Genomic DNA, 20,145 nt, shown 5'->3' with positions numbered 1-20,145 from the left:
AGATATCACGTGCTCGCTTACCTTAATCCGATTATAGAAAGGGATAATCGGATGCTCTAGAAAGGCGGCTTTCGGAGGGGGGGGGTTCTAGTGTGCAGTTCTTAATGGCATCGCAGTGATAATTGCAAACTAAAGACAAAACAAAAGGGCTTCAGAGTAACCTCTGAAGCCCTTTTTTCTATTCAAGTTTACTGTTCAAGCTCTATTGAATTAACGGCGCTTAGGTTTGCGTTGACCCGCTGGTTTGCCTTGTCCTTGAGGGCGACCTTGACCTTGTGAGCCCGTACCGCTTGAACGGTTTTGGTTGTTGCTACCAGGACGTGATCCCGTATTAGGACGCTGACCGTTTTGGTTGCCACGACCTTGGCCGTTTTGTCCGCCTTGCTTACCTGAACCGTTGCGGTTACCAGATGGCTTGCCATCACGCGAGCCACCTTCAGAGCGTTTATTCAAGTGACCACCGAAGCCCGGTTGGTTCTTGGTGTGTTTGGTCGCAAAACGGTTTGCACCGTGACGACCAGACTTACGACGTTGTGCTGGTGTTTGCGCATCAATGTCTTCTGCTGGAACCAGACAGTTTGGTTTATCACCAATCAGGTGTTTTTTGCCCATGTTGATCAGCGCTTCGCGGATCATTGGCCAGTTCGCTGGATCGTGGTAGCGAAGTAGGGCTTTGTGTAGGCGACGCTGACGTTCACCTTTCGCGACTGGCACATCTTCACGTTGTTTGTATTTTACGCGCTTCAGAGGGTTAGTCTCTGAGTAGTACATCGACGTTGCGTTACACATTGGCGATGGGTAGAAGTTCTGTACTTGGTCACACTCGAAGTTGTTCTTCTTCAGCCATAGAGCCAAGTTCAGCATGTCTTCGTCTTCTGTACCTGGGTGCGCCGAGATGAAGTAAGGGATCAGGTATTGTTTTTTACCTGCCTCCGCGCTGTACTTCTCAAACATCTCTTTAAAGCGGTCGTAAGTGCCCATGCCCGGCTTCATCATCAGATCCAGTGGACCTTTCTCGGTATGCTCAGGTGCAATCTTCAGGTAACCGCCGACGTGGTGAGTTACAAGCTCTTTCACGTATTCTGGTGATTCAATTGCAAGGTCGTAACGGACGCCAGATGCGATCATGACCTTCTTAACACCTTTTACTTTGCGAGCTGCGCGGTAAAGATCGATGGTGTGTTTGTGGTCGGTATTCAGTTTGTTACAGATACCTGGGAACACACAAGAAGGGCGACGACAGTTTGCTTCCGCTTTTGGATCGCTACAGCCAAGACGGTACATGTTTGCTGTAGGGCCACCCAAGTCAGAAATCGTACCGGTAAAGCCTGGAACCTTGTCGCGGATCTCTTCTAACTCATTGATGATGGAATCTTGAGAACGGTTTTGAATGATGCGGCCTTCGTGCTCGGTAATCGAACAGAAAGAACAACCACCAAAACAGCCACGCATGATGTTAACCGAGGTTTTGATCATGTCGTAAGCAGGAATTTTTGCTTTGCCATACATAGGGTGAGGAACACGCGCATAAGGCAAGCCAAATACAAAGTCCATCTCTTCTGTCGTCAACGGGATTGGCGCTTGGTTTACCCAAAGCTCGCGGTCACCATGACGTTGCAATAGGGCACGACCAGAGTACGGGTTGGTCTCTAGGTGCATAACACGACTTGCGTGCGCATACAGAATACGGTCGTTGTTTAGTTTTTCAAAGGCAGGTAAGCGCACCGCGGTGTTCGCAGCATCATGACGTGATGGGCGAATCGTAATTGGCTTCGCTTCTGGTTCTTCTTTTTTGGTGTCGCACTGAGTTTCTACTTCGTATGGGTTCTTAGGCACGAACGCTTCTTTACGAGGTTTCTCAATACGAGAGGAATCGATAACCGTGTAACCTTCTGGTTCTGCTGGTAAGTTAACCGCGGTACCACGGATATTGGTCATATTGGTGATGTCTTCGCCATCGGCTAAACGGTGCGCTACTTCAACAAGAGCACGCTCGGCGTTACCAAATAATAGGATGTCTGCTTTTGCATCAAACAGAACAGAGCGGCGAACTTTGTCTGACCAGTAGTCATAGTGAGCCACACGACGCAAACTCGCTTCAATACCACCAAGAACAATAGGTGTGCCTTTGTAAGCTTCACGACAACGTTGTGAGTACACCAACGTTGCACGATCTGGACGTTTACCACCTTCATTATTAGGTGTGTAAGCATCATCGTGACGAAGCTTTTTGTCAGCAGTGTAGCGGTTGATCATGGAGTCCATGTTGCCCGCAGTGATCCCGAAGAACAGATTTGGCTTACCAAGTTGCATGAAAGCATTTTTGTTTTGCCATTCTGGTTGAGCAATGATACCGACACGGAAACCTTGAGATTCCAATAGACGGCCAATGATCGCCATACCAAAGCTCGGGTGGTCTACATACGCGTCACCCGTGACAATGATAATGTCACAACTATCCCATCCTAGGGCGTCCATTTCTTTGCGACTGGTAGGCAAGAAGGGTGCCGTACCAAAACACTCAGCCCAGTATTTTTTGTACTCATGAATAGGAGTAATGTCGTTGGTCATATTTTGCTCTCTGTTCCAGGGAGCGCGAATTATAGCGATTTGATAATCAGGTATCTATACCCAAGTTCCCTTATCAAGCTTAGTTCAGTAAGTTTTATTCGTAGATGAAAACTACTCGCAATTGCATTGGTGTTTTTTACTGCGTTATGTCCTTCAAAGCCTTGTGGTTATTGGCTTTGCTAATGGTGAAAATTTATTGATAAGCAATGGTGTGCTTATTGAAAACTCTTCCTATAATTTATTTAAGTGCATGCTAATGCATACGTCATTTTGACTCTGAATACTGACCGAACGCCGTGACGTTCCAAATTGTGTATGACCACTTTGCAATCATAAAACTACAGCAAAATCAGGCGACACCATGGGTAATCAGTAAAAAGAGGCAATGGCTGATAAAAATAGGGGGCTAGGTAATGAGTGAACTATTGTCTATTGCACAAGGAGAAGTGCAGCCAGCGTCCGGTCATTCTCAGGTTATCGATTGGTCTTACGATATTGAGACCCGAGAATTTGAATGTGACCAGAAGGGCATGATGGCCGCTTTCGGCTTAAAGAAACCCATTAGCGGATTAGACGACTTGCTTGAACATATGTTGTTAGGCCAACAAGATGTCGCACGGGAAAAAATAGCGCAAATTGAACGTGATGGCGGGCATGGCAATTTGTCGTGTTGTTTGATGCCGAACGAGGCCATGTTGGTTCATGTCGATATGAGCTTTGAACGCCTGAATGATCACATAGTTCAAGGCAATGTTATTCCACAATTGAGTATCACCGGTTGTGAGGAATTGGCAAAAATCCTCGAAACCATCTTCGATTTACCTAACGTAGGTATCTTAGTTGCTGATCAAGAGACGCGAATCCTTGGTTGTAACCGTGCTTTTGAGCAACAAATGGGATATGAAAATCGCGATATTGTCGGTTTGAAAACTAACATTTTTAGCTCTGACCATCACAGTAAAGCCTTCTACGATGATATCTGGGACCAGATTGGCCAAGAGGGTTACTGGAGTGGCAATCTATTAAGTCGTGCTTCAAACGGAAGTAATCAAGCCCACCATTTGTGTATCTATCGTCTTAATTTTACCTCTGGTCGAACACTGTTCCTTGGCTTTTCGACGGATATCTCTGCCTCCCTGCTTTGGATGAAAAAAGCGGGAGAACAAGCTCAACAATGGTCGGCCTTTCTTCCTCCTCGTGACGAATTTGAATCTCAGCTTGCCAATCTAGCACGAGAAAATGGCAACAAAGATTTGAACATCGTCATGACGTTACGTCCTAATTTCTCGCGTAAAAACTTGCTTGAGCAACAGCTCGGTTTAGCGGATTTCATGATGCGTAGTCGACACGCGAGCATAGCAGGTCAGTTATCCAAAGATGTATTTGTCGTTTGTTTGCAGACGCCGCGCTGTCAATGGCTTAGCCCTTTGAGGCTGATTCAGATTGCGTTGAGAGGCTTTTTTGTTGAACTAAGAAGTGAGCTGGGTTCGAGCATGCATGATGTGATTGTAGAAGGTCAAACAGGGGTATCAGTACTGGGTTACGATACCAATAATCCAAGACAAGCTTTGGTGCATGCCGCGCAAGCGATGGTCTCTGCACCGACAGGCGACCAAAGTTACTTTAGTTTTTACAACAGTGACTTGCATGATGAGCTGGTCAAGCGTCATCATCTGGAAGCGTTTTTAAGAACGCAAATTGAGAGCCAATTGGTCGATGTGTACTTTCAACCGATTATTGAAACGCGCACTGGCAAAATCGTGAAGTTTGAGGCGTTAGCTCGTTTCTATCACCAGAACAAAACCTACGACACCCAAGAGATGATTTCAGTGGTGGAAGATCTTGAGTTGATCGCTGCGCTGGACGACGTGGTGTGCAGAACTGCACTGAAGCAATTGCCTCATATTCAAAAAGTCTATGGTGAGGAGATTGGCTTAACGCTTAACCGCTCGTTAAATACCAAATTCGATTCCCTTCAAGTTCTGCAAAGCTCATTAGATTTAATTGCAGAGAGTGGTGTAGACCCAAGCCGTATTACTATTGAGCTGACTGAAACAGCATATTTCGAACAAGACCAAGAGCACACAGTCGCGTTGGAAGAATTGCGCGGGCAGGGCATTAAGATTGCGATTGATGATTTTGGTACGGGATATTCTTCGTTTTCCTATCTCGAAAAAGGCCAGTTTGATCTACTCAAGATCGACCGCAAGTTCGTGAAGAACATCGAAGAGGGCAGCACAAAATACAGCATTGTTAAGATGATCACTGAGCTCGCCCATAAGCTGAATGTCAAAGTGGTTGCCGAAGGGGTTGAGTCAGAAGAGGAGCTAAAAGTGCTTGCCAGTGTTGGCGTCGATTACATGCAGGGGTTCTTGTTTTCTCAAGCTATTCCTGTGGTTTTATTGGACAAGCCGCAATGTCACAAGAAGCGATTTAACGGGGTAGCGATCAAGCCAACACGTGATGAATCTTTACTTTCACTGAGTCATCGTGATGTGAGACGTTTAGACCCCGGAGAGCCATTGTCATTGGCGGTCGAGTACATGAATCTTAGCCCAGACGCACCATTAGTTGTGATCAATGAAAAGTGCTGTGTTGGTCTGATTACTAAGGAACAGGTCAATTTGCATTTAACACCAGCGATGGGGACGGATCTGGAATCAGAAAGAGAGAACCGCATTTGGAAGCGACCAGTGAACCAAGTGATGAATACAGAGCTTGAGAGAGTGGATGCAAACCTACCGGTTTCTGAAGTGAAAGCTTTAGTCAAAGCAGGCACTAAGTTCCCTTGGATTTTATGTGACTCGCAAAAGGAATATCGCGGTTTGCTGACGCAAGAGGATGTGTTGAGTTATTTGGCCTCACTGTAATGGATGCTCACCCATAAGTAATAACGAAAAGCCATGTTGTGTTTAGGTGGTTTGGCGGTAGGCGATTTGCTATTATCGCCACCCCAAAATGACTTTTGAGTTTGCATTCAACATGATTCAACAACTGCTGTTAACTTTTCCTCCAATGCTGTTTGGCGCGCAAGCGCTGTTGACTTTGCTTTTGATTAAAGGCGATATCTGTCCGGGTCAACGTGGTCGTCTGCATAAGATGTTGCCATCAATTGGTATTCTTTGGTTGGCAGTGGCTTCGCTACGTATTGAAGCGTTTATGGTCGTGTTCGCGATCTTCTATTTCTACTCTCAAGTTCAGACTAAAAAGACTCGTGAAAAAGGTCCGCTATGGGCGCTGCACCTCGCTAACGGTTTGGCATTTGCTTATGTGAGCATTCAAGTGTTCGAGCAACCGCATTGGGCAGCCTCGGCTTCGATGGCGCTGATGATCTTCTTCTTGGGTGCGGCATTTGCTCAACTGCTTCTGGTTATTGCACGCAGCCGTCTGCAAGCTTTCCACCGTATTTTGCCTGTGACTGGCGTGGTTTCTGGTATGTTGCTGGTCGTGATGACCTTATTCTCGGCGTATCAATTGGATGAAGCGACGCTAAACTCGGTGACGCAACACATCTTAGCGTCATTGGCGATGCTGATTATGGCCATTGTCGTTTGGTGCTGGCATATCTTTACTCACAAGGCGCCGAATAAAGTTCAGTTGGCGGCGGCGCTATTACTGGCTCTTGCTTCAATGACCAGCCTTCAAGGTCTATTTTTACTTAGCGCATAAGCCTCAGTGACCTTACATCCTCTCAGAATTCTGCTTAATGAGCTCGGGATTTAGACCGAGCTCACTTTCAAATCATCCGATTAAGTCTACGCTTTAGATATAGCCTCTATTCGTTTAGAGTGCGCCAAGACGCATGTGCTCAACAGAATTGAGGTCGAATACCTTGTCTTAGAGGAGTGTCGCTATGGACTTAAGCAATGTTAGTAACTGGGACAGCATTATTTTGCTGGGTATCGTTAATGAAAAGCTGCGCTTAGAGTGCGACAGCTTTGAAGAGCTCGTTTCCATGTACGAAATGGATGTGGAATCGCTGGTGGGCAAGCTTGATATGCTTGGCTATCAATACGACCCACTCACTAATCAATTCAAATCTTACGAACGTTAAATTCGTCTCGCTTTCCGAATTTTTAAGCCATCTTGATACCGTCAAGGTGGCTTTTGCATTGTTGGCGCGCGGTTGCAAAGAAGGCTTGTAAATAACGCTTATCTTTTTCTGAGTTTCGTGTTGCAGCAAATAAGCGACGCCATAATCCATCACCAAACGGCTTACTGGTAATGAGTCCTTGACGTGAAAACTCCGAAATAGCCCAGTTAGGCAATGCCGCGACGCCCAAGCCTGCTGACACCATTTGTACGAGCATTAACGTGTTATCTGCTTGTTTCCATTTTGCTGGCTCTATGCCTGCTGGCTGTAAGAAGTGCTTCACCACATCCAATCTTTGTTTCTGAACTGGATACGAAAGCATGGTTTGATCGGCAAGATCTTCAGGTTCAATGATCTCTTTATTGGCAAGGGGATGGCTGGTGGACGTGATCAAGCGCATTTCGAAATCAAACAGTGGTTCATAGTGCACTTCAGAGCGAGGTTGAATGTCGGAAGTGATCACCAAATCAAGTTCTCCGGCGAGTAATGCAGGTAGAGGCTCAAAGCCAAAACCAGACGAGAAGTCGAGCGTGACGCTTGGCCAAGTGATCTGATACTCCTTAAGCGCAGGCATTAACCACTGAAAGCAAGAGTGACATTCGATTGCCATGTGCAAGCGGCCATTCACATCTTCTTTAAGACTCGCGAGCTCGTTCTCGGCTCTGGCAAGCTTTGGCAAAACGTCATCGGCCAGTCGAAGCAAGATTTCACCTTCAGACGTAAATTTCACTGGGCGAGTTTTACGCAAGAATAGCTGACCGCCAATACGAGATTCGAGATCTTTGATTTGGTGAGAAAGGGCTGATTGCGTTAGATGCAAAGCTGTCGCTGTCGCTGTGAGTGACCCGGTATCTCGTAACGAGGTGAGGGTACGTAAGTGTTTCAACTCTATCATGAATCCCATTCATCCTTATGTGTCTGCCATGAGCTTTATTAACTTACCGATAAAAAATGGATATGTAAACGTCTAGACGTCCATTTGTTTTGGTTGAGTGCGAGTGAGATCCCTCACTATGAAATTATTTAATAAACAAGTTGAATAATTGGATGTTGTTCAATTCGCCTGTCAGAGAGATAGTTTTAGCCATCCAGACATCTTGGTGAGTTTCATCCTCGATGCTCTGACTCAAACATCAGACACTGAATAAGGAATACGGACATGGCGACGACAACGCATATTCTTGGCTACCCACGCATTGGTGAAAAACGCGAACTCAAATTTGCTCAGGAGAAATACTGGCGAGGAGAAATAGATCAAAACGAACTCAAACAAGTTGGTGCTGCATTACGTGAGAAGAACTGGAACATGCAAACGGAAGCGGGTTTAACCTTCGCTACCGCTGGTGACTTTGCTTGGTACGATCATGTGCTTACGACCACTTTGTTGCTTGGGCATGTACCAAAGCGTCACGCCAATGGATTTCCAGATCTAGACACGCTATTCAAAGTTGGCCGTGGGCAGTCTCAAGCTGGCTGTGATTGCAAAGGAGCTGCTGCCTCTGATATGACGAAGTGGTTCAACACTAATTATCATTACATTGTTCCTGAATTCAGTAAGGATGATTCATTTGAAGTCAGTTGGCCGCAATTTTTTGAGGAAGTGAACGATGCGATTAAAGCAGGGCATAAAGTGAAGCCGGTTCTGCTTGGTCCATTGAGTTATCTGTATTTAGGCAAAGAAGTGGAAGAGGGCTTTGACCGCCTAACGCTATTACCGAGAATTTTGACTGCGTATCAAGTCATTCTCTCTAAGCTGGCAGGTTTAGGTGTCGAGTGGGTGCAGATTGATGAACCTATTCTTTCACTTGAACTTGAAGACAAATGGGCTGACGCATTCAAGCTCGGATATCAGGTGATTCGTAGCGATGTGAAAGTTCTACTGACGACCTATTTTGATTCTGTTAGTGATACGCTGAATAAGATTATTGAGCTGCCAGTGGATGGCTTGCATATTGATTTGTCTGCATCACCAGAGCAACTGGATGAAGTTGTCGCTAAGTTGCCAGAGGGTTGGATATTGTCTGCGGGCGTGGTGAATGGACGTAATGTGTGGCGTACTGACTTAAGCAAACAGTTGGAACGTTTACAGCCCGTTAGAGATAAAATTGGTGACCGATTATGGGTTGCGAGCTCTTGCTCACTGTTACATAGCCCTGTCGACCTCGATCTTGAGCCTTCTTTGAGTGATGAAGTGAAAAGTTGGTTTGCGTTTGCGAAGCAAAAAGTGACGGAAGTGGCACTACTTGGGTGTGCGCTAGATGGTGACCCAAACGCCATTCTCGCTTGTGATACTTACAGCCAGCCAATTAAGGATCGTAAGACAGCCACTCATGTGAACAAACCTCAGGTACAGGCACGTTTGAATAGCATTACCGCGTCACTCGGTGAGCGAAGTGCACCGTATGTTGAGCGTGCTGCCCACCAAGCTGAGGTACTTGATTTGCCGCTACTTCCGACGACGACCATTGGCTCTTTCCCTCAAACAGGGGAAATCCGTGTTCAGCGTAGCGCATATCGCACTGGCAAGCTTTCAGAAGCTGAGTATCACCAAGCGCTTAAAGGGCACATTGCTGATGCGGTAAAACGCCAAGAAGCGCTCGACCTTGATGTTTTGGTGCATGGCGAAGCAGAGCGTAACGACATGGTGGAATACTTTGCTGAAAACTTGGCAGGCTTCCAAACCACAAAGTTTGGTTGGGTACAAAGCTACGGCTCTCGTTGTGTGAAACCAGCCATTGTTGTGGCAGATATTGAACGCGAAAAGCCGATTACGGTTGAGTGGTCTACCTACGCGCAGTCATTAACCAGCAAGCAGATGAAAGGCATGCTCACAGGTCCGGTGACGATACTATGTTGGACATTCCCGCGAGAAGATATTACCCGTAAGGAAATTGCAGACCAACTAGCGCTTGCTTTACGTGATGAAGTATCCGACCTACAAGATGCAGGCATCAATATTATCCAGATTGATGAACCTGCAATACGTGAAGGTCTACCTTTGAAGAAGCGTGACCACAAAGCGTATCTGCAATGGGCTGTTGATGCGTTTAAGATCTCTGCGGCAAGCGCGAAACCGGAAACGCAAATCCACACCCACATGTGTTACAGCGAGTTCAATGAGATTATTGATTCGGTAGCAGCGTTGGATGCGGACGTCATTACCATTGAGACATCTCGCTCGAACATGGAATTACTCAAAGCGTTTGAAGAGTTTAATTATCCAAACGAAATCGGCCCTGGCGTTTACGACATTCACTCACCGAACATTCCAACACAAGAGTGGATTGAAGGTCTGTTGAAGAAGGCAGCAGAGAAGGTGCCAGTACAGCGCTTATGGGTGAATCCAGACTGTGGTTTGAAGACGAGAAACTGGGCAGAGACAGAAGCGGCGTTAGCAAATCTGGTCTCAGCCGCGAAAAAGTTACGCACTGAGCTCGCTTAATGATTACTAGCGAATGAAAATAAAAAAGCGAGGACATTGAGCCTCGCTTTTTTCTATCTGATCTCTTACTCATTCTAGTGAACGAATAAGCGCATTACTGTGGCTGTTGAGTCGCAGTACAAGTTTGCTCTGATACTAGCTCATCTGCCATTAATTGGCCGCGAGAGTTACGGATCTTAATGCGGTACATCAAGCCCATATCGATTTGCTCACGAACGGAAGGCGTGTTGCAGTAGGTGTAAATGCTGGTATTCAAAACTTGGTTTAACGGTTTAGCACCCAGTGCATCGTCGTTGTAGATCATCATCATCTCAACCACATTCTTATTAGATGAGATGCGTAAAATCTTGAGAGGACCGTATTCAAGCGGTAAGCCCGCAGAAAGAACACCCGCACGGTTTGAGGCCATCAATTCGAGCTGGCGCTGTTTATCATCGTTCGATGAACAGCCAGCTAAGGCACCAAATGCGAGGAATAGACACAGTAATTTTTTCATAACTTAAAACACTTTCTTGAACGGTTTTACGATGACATTTTCGTAAACACCCGCCGCGATATAAGGATCGGCATCAGCCCATGCTTGAGCATCTTCCAAAGAAGCAAACTCTGCTATAACGGTTGAGCCTGTAAAGCCCGCTTCACCTGGATTATCAGAATCGATCGCTGGCATTGGACCCGCTGTGAGTAGTCGGCCTTCGTCTTGAAGCTGTTGTAAGCGCTCAAGGTGTTGCGGTCTAACACTCATACGTTTTTCCAATGAATTCTCGACGTCCTGAGAAAAGATGACGTACCACATAGCATATTTCCTTAATTGGTAGGGTAAAGTCTTAATTTAACGCCTTTTTTGTGTCACTCACAAGCGAACATGAAAAATTGTGAGGTTCTTCCTAGCATTTATTGGTTATGGCGTACTTGATTACTTCTGAATTGGGCGTGGTTTGCCTTCAGTATCGATCGCAACATAGTTGAAGGTGGCGTCACAAACCATGAAACGGTCTTCAATGCCGTGTTCTTTGATTGGCTTAACCCAAACTTCTAAATCGATGCTCATTGAAGTGCGACCGATTTTAGTACACTCGCCGTAACAACAGACAACGTCGCCGACTCGAACGGGTTTTTTAAAAGTGATACTTGATACTGAGACCGTTACGATTCGACCAGAGGAGATTTCTTTAGCAAGAATACCGCCCGCTAAATCGAGCTGAGACATGATCCAGCCACCGAAAATATCGCCATTGGCGTTAGTGTCGGCAGGCATAGCGAGGGTACGAAGCAGCAATTGGCCGCGAGGGGATTGAATTTCCTGACTCATTTTGACATCCATTAACTCTAGCAAAGCTAGTCTGGGTGGATTGCAATAAGGCAACACCAAAAGTCCAGACAGCAAGAACAAAACAGCGACCCAAAGGTCGCTGTGAATAATCAATATGAGCGAATTATAGCAAAACTGAGTTTTTAATCATCAACCGATACATCGGATGAGTTCTCTTTTTGCTCTTTCTGTTCTTTTGGCATGTGTTTATAGATGTAAAAGCCCGTTGCGATCATGTAAGCGAATGTCGCAATCAACAAACCAAACACTTTGAAGTTCACCCAAACATCTAATGGGAGTTCGAACGCAACGTATACGTTCAAGCCTGCGCAGAACGAAAAGAAGCCGACCCATGCCCAGTTAATCTTGGTCCAAACCGCATCCGGCAACGTTATCTCTTTACCTAACATGCCTTTGATTGCTGATTTGCCCATCGCATGGCTGACAGCCAAGCCCACAGCAAATATCACGTAAACAATGGTCACTTTCCATTTGATGAAGTTCTCATCATGGAGGAAGATCGTCATACCGCCAAAGATGGCCACCATAGCGAAAGTGATCAGCTGCATCTTCTCTACTTTTTTGTACAGTACAAACGTCAACACAATCTGGATGGCAGTCGCGGCAATAAGAGCACCAGTCGCAACGTAAATGTCGTACATCTTATAAAGTGCAAAGAAGACGATGAGTGGAATAAAATCAAGGATTTGCTTCATGCTGCAAAAATACCGAGTTGTTGAGTTGAGGACAGTCTAGCGAAATCTGAGGCAATGTGAACATTTATAGCTTAGTGGAAACAAAAATTGCCGTAATCAATACGGCAATTTTTTGAGAGGAGTAGTGGCTACGCGACGTTTTGATAGCGCGTGATTAATGTCTTAACGTCTTCTAGGTAACCCTCTCTCAGAAGGTTATCGACGGTCGCCTCTAACTCATCATGAGACATGGTAAAACACGTTGATTTTCCGGTCATTAGGCTTAGGTACTGGTGGTATTCTTCTTCGGTGTAATGACCGACGCGATCAAGCAACAGTGTTTTGATACCGTGGTGAATCAAGCCGTAATATGTGTGTCGATGAAGCATCATGTTCACTCCTTATCAAGCTGCCCCTCCATCCTGTAGAGGACTTGAATCTGTGGATAATTCGATTTGTACTTCAGCAATGCATATCAGATGCCAACTATTCGTTCTCTTTTTCAAAAGAGTTAGGCGCGGCATCTTTATTCAACCAGTTGTTCAAAACATGACGCAAAGCGTTCAATGTCGTTGGCTTTTCTAGTCTCCCGTCCATCAGCTTTTTGATCATGTCTAATTCGCGCTCGCCAGACTCGCCCGACAAAGCAATGATAGGCGTTTGAGAAGAAAGCGCCTTGATTCTTTGGCTTGCATCAAACCCGTTCATAACAGGCATTTGCACGTCCATTAGAACCAAATCTACGTGGTTGTTTTTAAATACTTCTACTGCATTTTCACCGTTGTTCGCTTGTAAGCTGTTGACGCCCAATTGGTTCAAATACATTTGTACAAGTGCACGTTGCACCTCTTTATCGTCGACAATGAGCACTGTTGGTGCGTGGCTCTCTATTTGTACGTTGGCCGTGACTTTATGTTCAGTGCTTCGTTTACTGTGTTTCCAGTCATTGAAGTAAGGCGTGCGTAAGGTTTCGGCTTTTGGTGCATTTGGTACAACAGGGAAGTACAAATGAAACTCGGTAAATTCGCCAAGCTTAGATTCACACTCAATTCTGCCGCCAAATGAACGCATTACACGCTGACAGTAACCTAAACCTAAGCCACTACCACCGCTCTTTTGGTAAGAGAAAAAGTCATCAAAGATCTTGTGAGAGATAGTCTCGTCAATGCCTGGACCGGTGTCGCGGAAGACGAGAATGTTTTCGTAAGGGCCCGTTTTGGTGCTTATCTCAATTTGACTGTCTGGATAAGAGTCAAAATAGTAAATTGCATTACGAATCAGATTGAAAATGACAAAGTTAAATAAGGTCTCGTTGAGTTTTGCAACAAAGTCAGTGTGTTGCGGTAAGCGAATTCTTTCAATTATCTTCTCATTTTCAAAACCGTAGTGACTGACGGCTTGGTCGACGGCTTTGTGAATCGAGGTCATCGCGGTAGGCTCATGCTCCGGAGAGCTGTCGCTCACTTCTCGCAAAATGATATCGATAAGTTGGCGGCCACGTTGAATCGCCGCTTGGCCATTCTCAATATCCAGTTTGATCTGCTCGACAGAGGCTTGATCTTCGATATGCTGCTTAAGGGCTTCAAATTGTAATTGAACTTGAGCAAGAGGGTTGCGCATCTCATGGGCAATTGAGTTTGCTAAAGCACGACTTTGACGAATGCGGCGGTCGGCCTCAATGGTACTTTGGACTCGCGTGAGCAAGGTCTGCAGCGCAGAGATCTCCTCATTAGAGAACATTTGATTGTTGCTCTTATGTGGAGAAACCAATAAATGCGTCACCGATTTGCCTTGACCAAATAAAGGCATCACTAAAGCTGTGTCGTTAGAGCTCATCTTGTCGTAGAGGGCTTTGAGCGAGCCTTTTGCGGAAACCTTGTAATCCAACTCTTCAGAAAGCTCATCAAGAACCAACACTGACTTATTAGAAGAGAGGTAATCTTCGTAGAAGGTCTCGTTGTAGTTACTGGTCACGAGGCGCAACTTGTCATTTGGAATCTGCAGTAGATTCCCAAGGTGACGCATAGCCTCATCGATCGACAGTTTAAAATCTTCTTCTAGCGCTAGGATTTGTTGCACAGGCGTCTTTTTGTTGCCGTAAATTAGGAAAGAAGCGTAACGACTCACTCGTTTGTAGAGTAAATGCCATGTGATACCGATGAGCGCACAGATAGGTGTGGCGATAAGCCATTGGTTGCTGTCCGTTAGCGGAATAAATATTGCCCCCAGCGGAAGAACAAATATAGCACAAACGAGCAGTGCACTCAGGCACATGTAGGCCAGATATTTCACGCTGTAGAAACGAGAGGTCAACAAGGCATAACCGACAAACAACATCTCACTAATGGACAAGGCTGGTGGTAACCAAGTGAGTGAGAAATCCCCCATGAAATAGGTCATGCCAAGGTGAATGGTTGCGGTAGACAGCATGAACACCAAGATACCGGCGATCATGTAATTCGTCTTCGCTAAGGTTAGCTTGCTGCTGTTGGTTCTCATTGCAACAAGGTTTACTAGCGTGAGGACAACAAAGCTGACAAGACCAATAAAGAAGTACGAGGTATGAGGCCCAAACTCAATGACGAATTGGCTTGGCCCTACGATGTCCACATGTTCAACCGTCAAATCGGGACGCAAATTGATAAACAGTGAGTACACCGTAAGGGTAACGAAAATCGCTTGCTGCCATAGATGGACTTTGCCTTTTCGCTGTTCTGCCGCGAGTTGGCAAGAGAAGTAGTACGCAAACGCAAAGGCAAAAAACGAGGCGAGGTTGGCAAACTTTGCCATGAATATACCTGCCGTTGCTCCAAGCTGAGGCAATAAGTCAGTATGGAAGTAAGCGTTGCTGCTGATCCACGCAATGATACACACCGAATACGCGATGTAGGGCGCGTGGTGTGTACCGAAGATCACTTCATTTTTTTGTTTCAGGCGATAGCAATAATAGAAGAGCCACATCATAACCACGGCTACAGTCGCGAGGAGCGTCACGGCCTTGGCGTAGATTATTGCCTCTAAGCTAAAATCAAACATGCTCATCTCTTTCTAGGGAACCACGTTTTCTGATCTCTCGAACGGCACGTTTATAGCCTCGAAAGTCGGTATCACTGAATGCTTTGACCATCATTTCAAAATTCCAGAATCCACGGTACGTCTCTTTGCCATCGTTATTTAAGTCGCAATAACCTGAATGGAAATACGCTTTTGCGTCGATGGCTTGATAAAAGTTGAGCATGAAAGGTTGCTCGATAATGGTGAAGCCGATTTTATAACCTGTTTGATGCAACACACTCATAAGTTCTTTTTGAGCGAGATAGAGGAAGTAGAGTTTTTGTTGAGCATTTCCACTTACTGTCAGGCGCAGCACTTCACATACGGCTTGCGTATCAGCCAATTGTAACTTGAATTCACTATCAAATTCTGGGAGAGAGTAACATTTTAACAGTGCAGATGGTGTAAATAGCTGTAAACGCGTGAATTCGGAGTAGCCATAACTAGGAAAGCAGTAATTCCACTGTTCATTACTAAACTGCGGCGCGTAGCTGAGCCAAGTATCACGAATGGACCAATCTTGGATAAGTGCAGAAGCAACGAGAGTAGGGCAAGGCTCTTGGTCTGGGTGCTTTAACACGATGAAGTGTTTGCCAACTTGGGACAAAAACAACAGTGGCAGCATTTCGTACCACTTTTCACCTTGTATAAAAAGCTCAAGATTGCTGAGTGCAATCGCATCACTCAATGGCATTGCCTGCGGATGGCTCGGAGCTTGTACCATAAGTTGAGCATCTTCTACGCGCTCAATTAGCGCACCGTAATAAGCGCTGTCTTCAAAGGGCAGTTTGGGTGCTGTTGAAGCGTATTCTTCTAATGGAAACTTGGCTTTAATCGCAGCGATCTCACACTCACACCAAAAGTCCAACCAATGCATGTAGCACTGTCCTACAACGTCTTCAAGTAGAGCAATTTCTTCTGATAGTGTGCTTGGATAGCGTTGAATAAGATCGCGATAATCCATTAACTCAAAGAGAACGGAATAGCTTTTATGCTGATGCTCTGGGAAGAGAGAGGTGAGTTGGTTTTTACGGTAATCCGTAATGGTTTGAAAAAGCGCGGTGCGCTCATGTGGTTCATAAGCGTTGATCACAAGATCGAGCAGCGCTTGCTGTTTTTGTTCGATAGACAAACTGTTAGCCGACAGTGAGCCTAAAGATAAGGTTAATTTCATGGGACAACCTAGCCTAGGTTTATTGATTTTTTATGTTTGTGTCGTCCTTATATCACTAAAGAAAAAATATGCTACCAGTTTCTATTTAAACGGTTACGTAAGGCAGGTTTGGGATGAAAAAAAGCCGCTCTTTTGAGCGGCTTGTTTAAATTACATTCAGGCTTAAGCTTCTTGCTTTTGAAGCTCAACTTGTTGTGCTTCTTCTTCCACTAGCGCATCAACGATAACGGCACATGCTGCGTCACCGGTGATGTTTAGTGCGGTACGAATCATATCGAAGATACGGTCAAGAGCGAACAATAGTGGTAGACCTTCAATTGGGATACCTGCCGCTAGAAGTACAGCCACAACAAGGAATGAAGGACCTGGAACACCAGCTTGGCCTACAGCGCCTAGTGTAGAAGTGACGATGATCGCAATGTATGCGCCCATGCCTAGGTCGATGTTGAACAATTGCGCGAAGAAAATGGCTACTAGGCCGTAGTAAATCGCGTTACCAGACATGTTGATTGTCGCACCAAGAGGCAGAACAAATGATGCTGTTGAGTTGCGAACACCTAGCTCTTTCTCACACGTATCCATTGTTACTGGCAGTGTCGCCATTGAAGAAGCTGTAGAAAGTGCAACGGCTTGTGGCTTTTTCATTGCTGAAACGAACTTCTTCGCCGATGTCTTAGTGAACACGTGCACCATTGCTGGGTAAACCACGAAGCCGAACACTAGGATTGCCGCTACGTAAACAACGAACAGTTTGAATACCACCATCAGAGCACCAAAACCGAACGTACCTACCGCTTCAGCCATCAGACCAAATACACCGATAGGAGCAATGATCATCACCTTGTTGATCATCCAAACCATAGCGTCAACGATGCAGTTAACACCATTGATGATTGGCTCGCGACGTGATTTTTCTTGTTTTGAAATCGCGATACCGAAGAACATACAGAACACAAGGATCTGAAGGATGTTCGCTTCGTTTAGTGATTGGAAAACGTTAGTTGGGATCATACCAGTGATGGTTGCCCAGAAAGTAGGTAGCTCACCTTTTGAAGCGTATTCTGCTGAGAACATGCCCTCAACGCCAGAGACGTCGATACCCATGCCCGGTTGGAATACTTCACCCATGACTAGCGCAAGTGCTACTGCTAGAGCGGATGTCAGACCAAAGTAACCTAGGGTTACCAAGCCCACTTTACCTGCAGATTGGCTGTTGCCTAGACCTGCTGCTCCTGAGATAAGCGCTACTGCGACCAAAGGGATCACAAGCATCTTGATCAGGTTGATAAAGATTGCACCAAGTGGCGCGAATACAGTCGCACTTTGACCCATAAAGGCACCAACGGCAGTACCTACGATCATTGCAATGACGACTTGCACGCCAATGTTGTTTAGCAAACTCTTTTGTTTTAACACTTCCATAACCTCTGTGCTAATAAAATGTAAAATCCTAAAATTACCCACCAATCTAAAGTTGTTATTTGGATAATTATATCGCCTTGCTTTTTACACTTATCATTCACAATTAGCAATACAATTCCGGTACAAACTCACCGACTAATTGAGAATTTATTGATTGACGATAGTTTTTTAACCAATGGCAATCGTTTGCTATTGTTTGAGGTAATGGTTTTGGTTGGTATTGTTTATAAAATGGATGGTAATAGAGGGGCGGCTTTAGAAACTGAATGTTAAAAAAAAGATCGATTCCGAATGTTTGATAAGGAATCGATCTCATATTTTTAAATTAGTGATACGTTATTTTTGTGTTGCAGCTTTCATTGCAGAAACGAATTCACCTAGCTTGTCGAGCATAATTTGTGGCTGCTCAACGTTCGCTTCAATGATTTTTACCACGGCTGAACCAGAAATTGCACCAGCCGCACCAGATTCTAGTGCTTGTTTCACCTGTGCAGGCTCAGAGATGCCAAAACCAAGTAGCGCTGGTGGTGCACCAAATTGGTTCAGTCTATCGAGCATATGACCTACAGGCATGTTTGCTTTGGTTTCTGCGCCAGTAACACCTGCACGAGAGAGTAGGTAAGTGTAGCCGCCACCCAACTCTGATACTTGCTTCAGTGTTTCATCACTTGCCGTTGGTGGTGCGATGAAGATTGGGTGAATACCAAACTTTTCTGCAGCAGCAACAAATTCAGCACTTTCATTAGTTGGTACGTCTGCAATCAAAACAGAATCGATACCTGCTTTTGCACAACGCTCATAGAAGTTCTCGATACCACGAGAGTAAACAAGGTTCGCGTACATCAGAAGGCCAATAGGCAACTCTGGGTACTTAGCTCGGATCTTACCAATTTGCTCGAAGCAGATATCTGGTGTTGCGCCTGAATCTAACGCGCGAATGTTAGCGCCTTGGATGGTTGGGCCATCGGCTAGCGGATCTGAGAATGGAATACCAAGTTCAAGGGCATCTGCGCCAGACTCAACCAGTGTTTCCATGATTTTGTAAGATTGCTCTGCGTTTGGATCGCAAACCGTTACGAACGGTACAAATGCGCCTTGGTTCTTTTCGTTTAGGCGCGCAAACATCTTCTCATAACGGCTCATTAGATTGCTCCTTTTTCTTCTAGGATGGCATGTACAGTGAAGATATCTTTATCACCACGACCAGATAGGTTAACAACCAACAATTGCTCTTTTTCTGGGTTCTCACGAGCCATACGCAGTGCATGAGCCAGTGCGTGAGAAGATTCTAGAGCAGGGATGATACCTTCGTTACGCGCAATTTCCTGGAATGCTTCTAGCGCTTCATCGTCTGTCACGTTGTCGTATTCAGCACGGCCAATTGCGTTTAGGTGTGCGTGTTGTGGACCAACTGAAGGGAAATCAAGACCAGCAGATACTGAGTAAGATTCTTCAACTTGGCCGTTTGGATCTTGCATCAATGGCGCTTTCATACCGAAGAAGATGCCTGTTTTACCATGCTTAAGTGGTGCACCGTGCTGGTCAGTATCGATACCTTTACCTGCTGGCTCAACACCAATCAGGCGAACGCTTTCTTCTTCGATGAAGTCAGCAAACATACCAATCGCGTTTGAACCACCGCCCACACATGCGATAACCGCATCAGGAAGACGGCCTTCACGTGCCAAAATCTGATTCTTCGTTTCTTCACCAATCATGCGTTGGAAGTCACGCACGATGGTTGGGAATGGGTGAGGACCTGCCGCTGTACCCAGTAGGTAGTGCGCATCTTCATAAGTTGCAGACCAGTCGCGTAGCGCTTCGTTACATGCATCTTTAAGTGTCGCTGAACCCGAGTGGACAGGAATAACTTCTGCGCCCATAAGCTTCATACGGAATACGTTCGGGCTTTGACGTTCAACGTCTTTTGCACCCATGTAAACGCGACACTTAAGGCCAAGTAGTGCACATGCTAGTGCGGTTGCAACACCGTGTTGGCCTGCGCCTGTTTCTGCGATGATTTCGTTTTTACCCATGCGTTTCGCAAGTAGCGCTTGACCCAACACTTGGTTAGTCTTGTGGGCACCACCGTGAAGTAGGTCTTCACGTTTTAGGTACAGTTTGGTTTTCGTACCTTTGGTTAGGTTACGAGTTAGAGTTAAAGCCGTTGGGCGGCCCGCATACTCTTGAAGAAGCGTCATGAACTCACTGCGGAATTCTGGATCTTCTTGCGCGTCGATAAACGCTTGCTCTAGTTGCTCCAGTGCTGGAACTAGAATTTGCGGAACGTACTGACCGCCGTATTCGCCAAAGTAGGCATTCAGTTTTGCCATCGTTATATTCCTTCTCGTATTTTTCGCTACGAATAGCTTTAAATTTTTT

Annotated in this window: 16 protein-coding genes; 4 read left to right on the top strand and 12 right to left on the bottom strand. The window is 45.6% G+C overall.

Features of this window, described 5'->3' with window-relative positions:
• Positions 1 to 210: 210 nt before the first annotated feature.
• Positions 211 to 2,571: a YgiQ family radical SAM protein gene (locus KIT90_RS08150; RefSeq protein WP_285376160.1), complete on the bottom strand. Its 2,361-nt coding sequence runs from the start codon at positions 2,569 to 2,571 to the stop codon at positions 211 to 213.
• Positions 2,572 to 2,984: 413 nt separating this feature from the next.
• On the opposite strand from KIT90_RS08150, the gene KIT90_RS08145 reads away from it, so the two are divergent.
• The 3 genes from KIT90_RS08145 to KIT90_RS08135 all read left to right on the top strand — a co-directional run bounded on the left by KIT90_RS08145 (position 2,985) and on the right by KIT90_RS08135 (position 6,625).
• Positions 2,985 to 5,441, top strand: coding sequence for an EAL domain-containing protein (locus KIT90_RS08145; protein WP_285376158.1), 2,457 nt, complete (start codon positions 2,985 to 2,987; stop codon positions 5,439 to 5,441).
• An 88-nt stretch (positions 5,442 to 5,529) separates the two neighbouring features.
• Positions 5,530 to 6,240 carry a hypothetical protein gene (locus KIT90_RS08140; RefSeq protein ID WP_285376157.1) on the top strand — a complete coding sequence of 237 codons (711 nt, stop codon included), beginning with the start codon at positions 5,530 to 5,532 and terminating at the stop codon, positions 6,238 to 6,240.
• A 184-nt stretch (positions 6,241 to 6,424) separates the two neighbouring features.
• Complete coding sequence (locus KIT90_RS08135; RefSeq protein WP_009706930.1) at positions 6,425 to 6,625, top strand: DUF4250 domain-containing protein; 201 nt, start codon at positions 6,425 to 6,427, stop codon at positions 6,623 to 6,625.
• 22 nt (positions 6,626 to 6,647) lie between these two features.
• Here the strand turns inward: KIT90_RS08135 and metR are convergent, their stop codons facing one another.
• Positions 6,648 to 7,559 carry an HTH-type transcriptional regulator MetR gene (gene metR / locus KIT90_RS08130; RefSeq protein ID WP_009706929.1) on the bottom strand — a complete coding sequence of 304 codons (912 nt, stop codon included), beginning with the start codon at positions 7,557 to 7,559 and terminating at the stop codon, positions 6,648 to 6,650.
• Positions 7,560 to 7,823: 264 nt separating this feature from the next.
• Between metR and metE the strand changes: the two genes are divergently transcribed.
• A complete protein-coding gene (gene metE / locus KIT90_RS08125) occupies positions 7,824 to 10,106 on the top strand; it encodes a 5-methyltetrahydropteroyltriglutamate--homocysteine S-methyltransferase (RefSeq protein WP_285376155.1) in 2,283 nt (760 codons plus the stop codon).
• A gap of 94 nt (positions 10,107 to 10,200) precedes the next feature.
• Here the strand turns inward: metE and KIT90_RS08120 are convergent, their stop codons facing one another.
• From KIT90_RS08120 to trpB, 10 genes are all read right to left on the bottom strand, one after another.
• A complete protein-coding gene (locus KIT90_RS08120) occupies positions 10,201 to 10,602 on the bottom strand; it encodes a GspS/AspS pilotin family protein (RefSeq protein ID WP_005434979.1) in 402 nt (133 codons plus the stop codon).
• Between the two features lie 3 nt (positions 10,603 to 10,605).
• Entirely contained in the window at positions 10,606 to 10,902 is a 297-nt protein-coding gene (locus KIT90_RS08115; protein WP_005434977.1) for a YciI family protein, read from the bottom strand.
• 120 nt (positions 10,903 to 11,022) lie between these two features.
• A complete protein-coding gene (yciA, locus tag KIT90_RS08110; protein ID WP_009706926.1) occupies positions 11,023 to 11,418 on the bottom strand; it encodes an acyl-CoA thioester hydrolase YciA in 396 nt (131 codons plus the stop codon).
• A gap of 143 nt (positions 11,419 to 11,561) precedes the next feature.
• Positions 11,562 to 12,134: a septation protein A gene (locus KIT90_RS08105; protein WP_005434973.1), complete on the bottom strand. Its 573-nt coding sequence runs from the start codon at positions 12,132 to 12,134 to the stop codon at positions 11,562 to 11,564.
• A gap of 128 nt (positions 12,135 to 12,262) precedes the next feature.
• Complete coding sequence (locus tag KIT90_RS08100) at positions 12,263 to 12,505, bottom strand: hypothetical protein (protein WP_009706924.1); 243 nt, start codon at positions 12,503 to 12,505, stop codon at positions 12,263 to 12,265.
• A 94-nt stretch (positions 12,506 to 12,599) separates the two neighbouring features.
• Complete coding sequence (locus KIT90_RS08095) at positions 12,600 to 15,149, bottom strand: hybrid sensor histidine kinase/response regulator (protein WP_285376150.1); 2,550 nt, start codon at positions 15,147 to 15,149, stop codon at positions 12,600 to 12,602.
• A complete protein-coding gene (locus tag KIT90_RS08090; protein ID WP_285376149.1) occupies positions 15,142 to 16,341 on the bottom strand; it encodes an acyl-homoserine-lactone synthase in 1,200 nt (399 codons plus the stop codon). Before KIT90_RS08090 ends, KIT90_RS08095 begins: the two co-directional genes overlap by 8 nt.
• Positions 16,342 to 16,503: 162 nt before the next feature.
• Complete coding sequence (locus KIT90_RS08085) at positions 16,504 to 17,763, bottom strand: dicarboxylate/amino acid:cation symporter (protein WP_009706921.1); 1,260 nt, start codon at positions 17,761 to 17,763, stop codon at positions 16,504 to 16,506.
• Between the two features lie 336 nt (positions 17,764 to 18,099).
• The gene (gene trpA, locus KIT90_RS08080) at positions 18,100 to 18,906 is read right to left on the bottom strand and encodes a tryptophan synthase subunit alpha (RefSeq protein ID WP_285376146.1); all 807 of its coding nucleotides are present in this window, start codon (positions 18,904 to 18,906) and stop codon (positions 18,100 to 18,102) included.
• On the bottom strand, positions 18,906 to 20,096 hold the full coding sequence (gene trpB / locus KIT90_RS08075; protein ID WP_064368599.1) for a tryptophan synthase subunit beta: 1,191 nt from the start codon (positions 20,094 to 20,096) through the stop codon (positions 18,906 to 18,908). Before trpB ends, trpA begins: the two co-directional genes overlap by 1 nt.
• Positions 20,097 to 20,145: the final 49 nt, after the last annotated feature.

The organism is Vibrio sp. B172a (assembly GCF_030248355.1).
In the GTDB taxonomy this organism is placed as follows: Bacteria; Pseudomonadota; Gammaproteobacteria; order Enterobacterales; family Vibrionaceae; genus Vibrio; species Vibrio owensii.
Note: the sequence above shows the minus strand (reverse complement) of the source record. Positions and strands in the feature narration are given on the sequence as shown.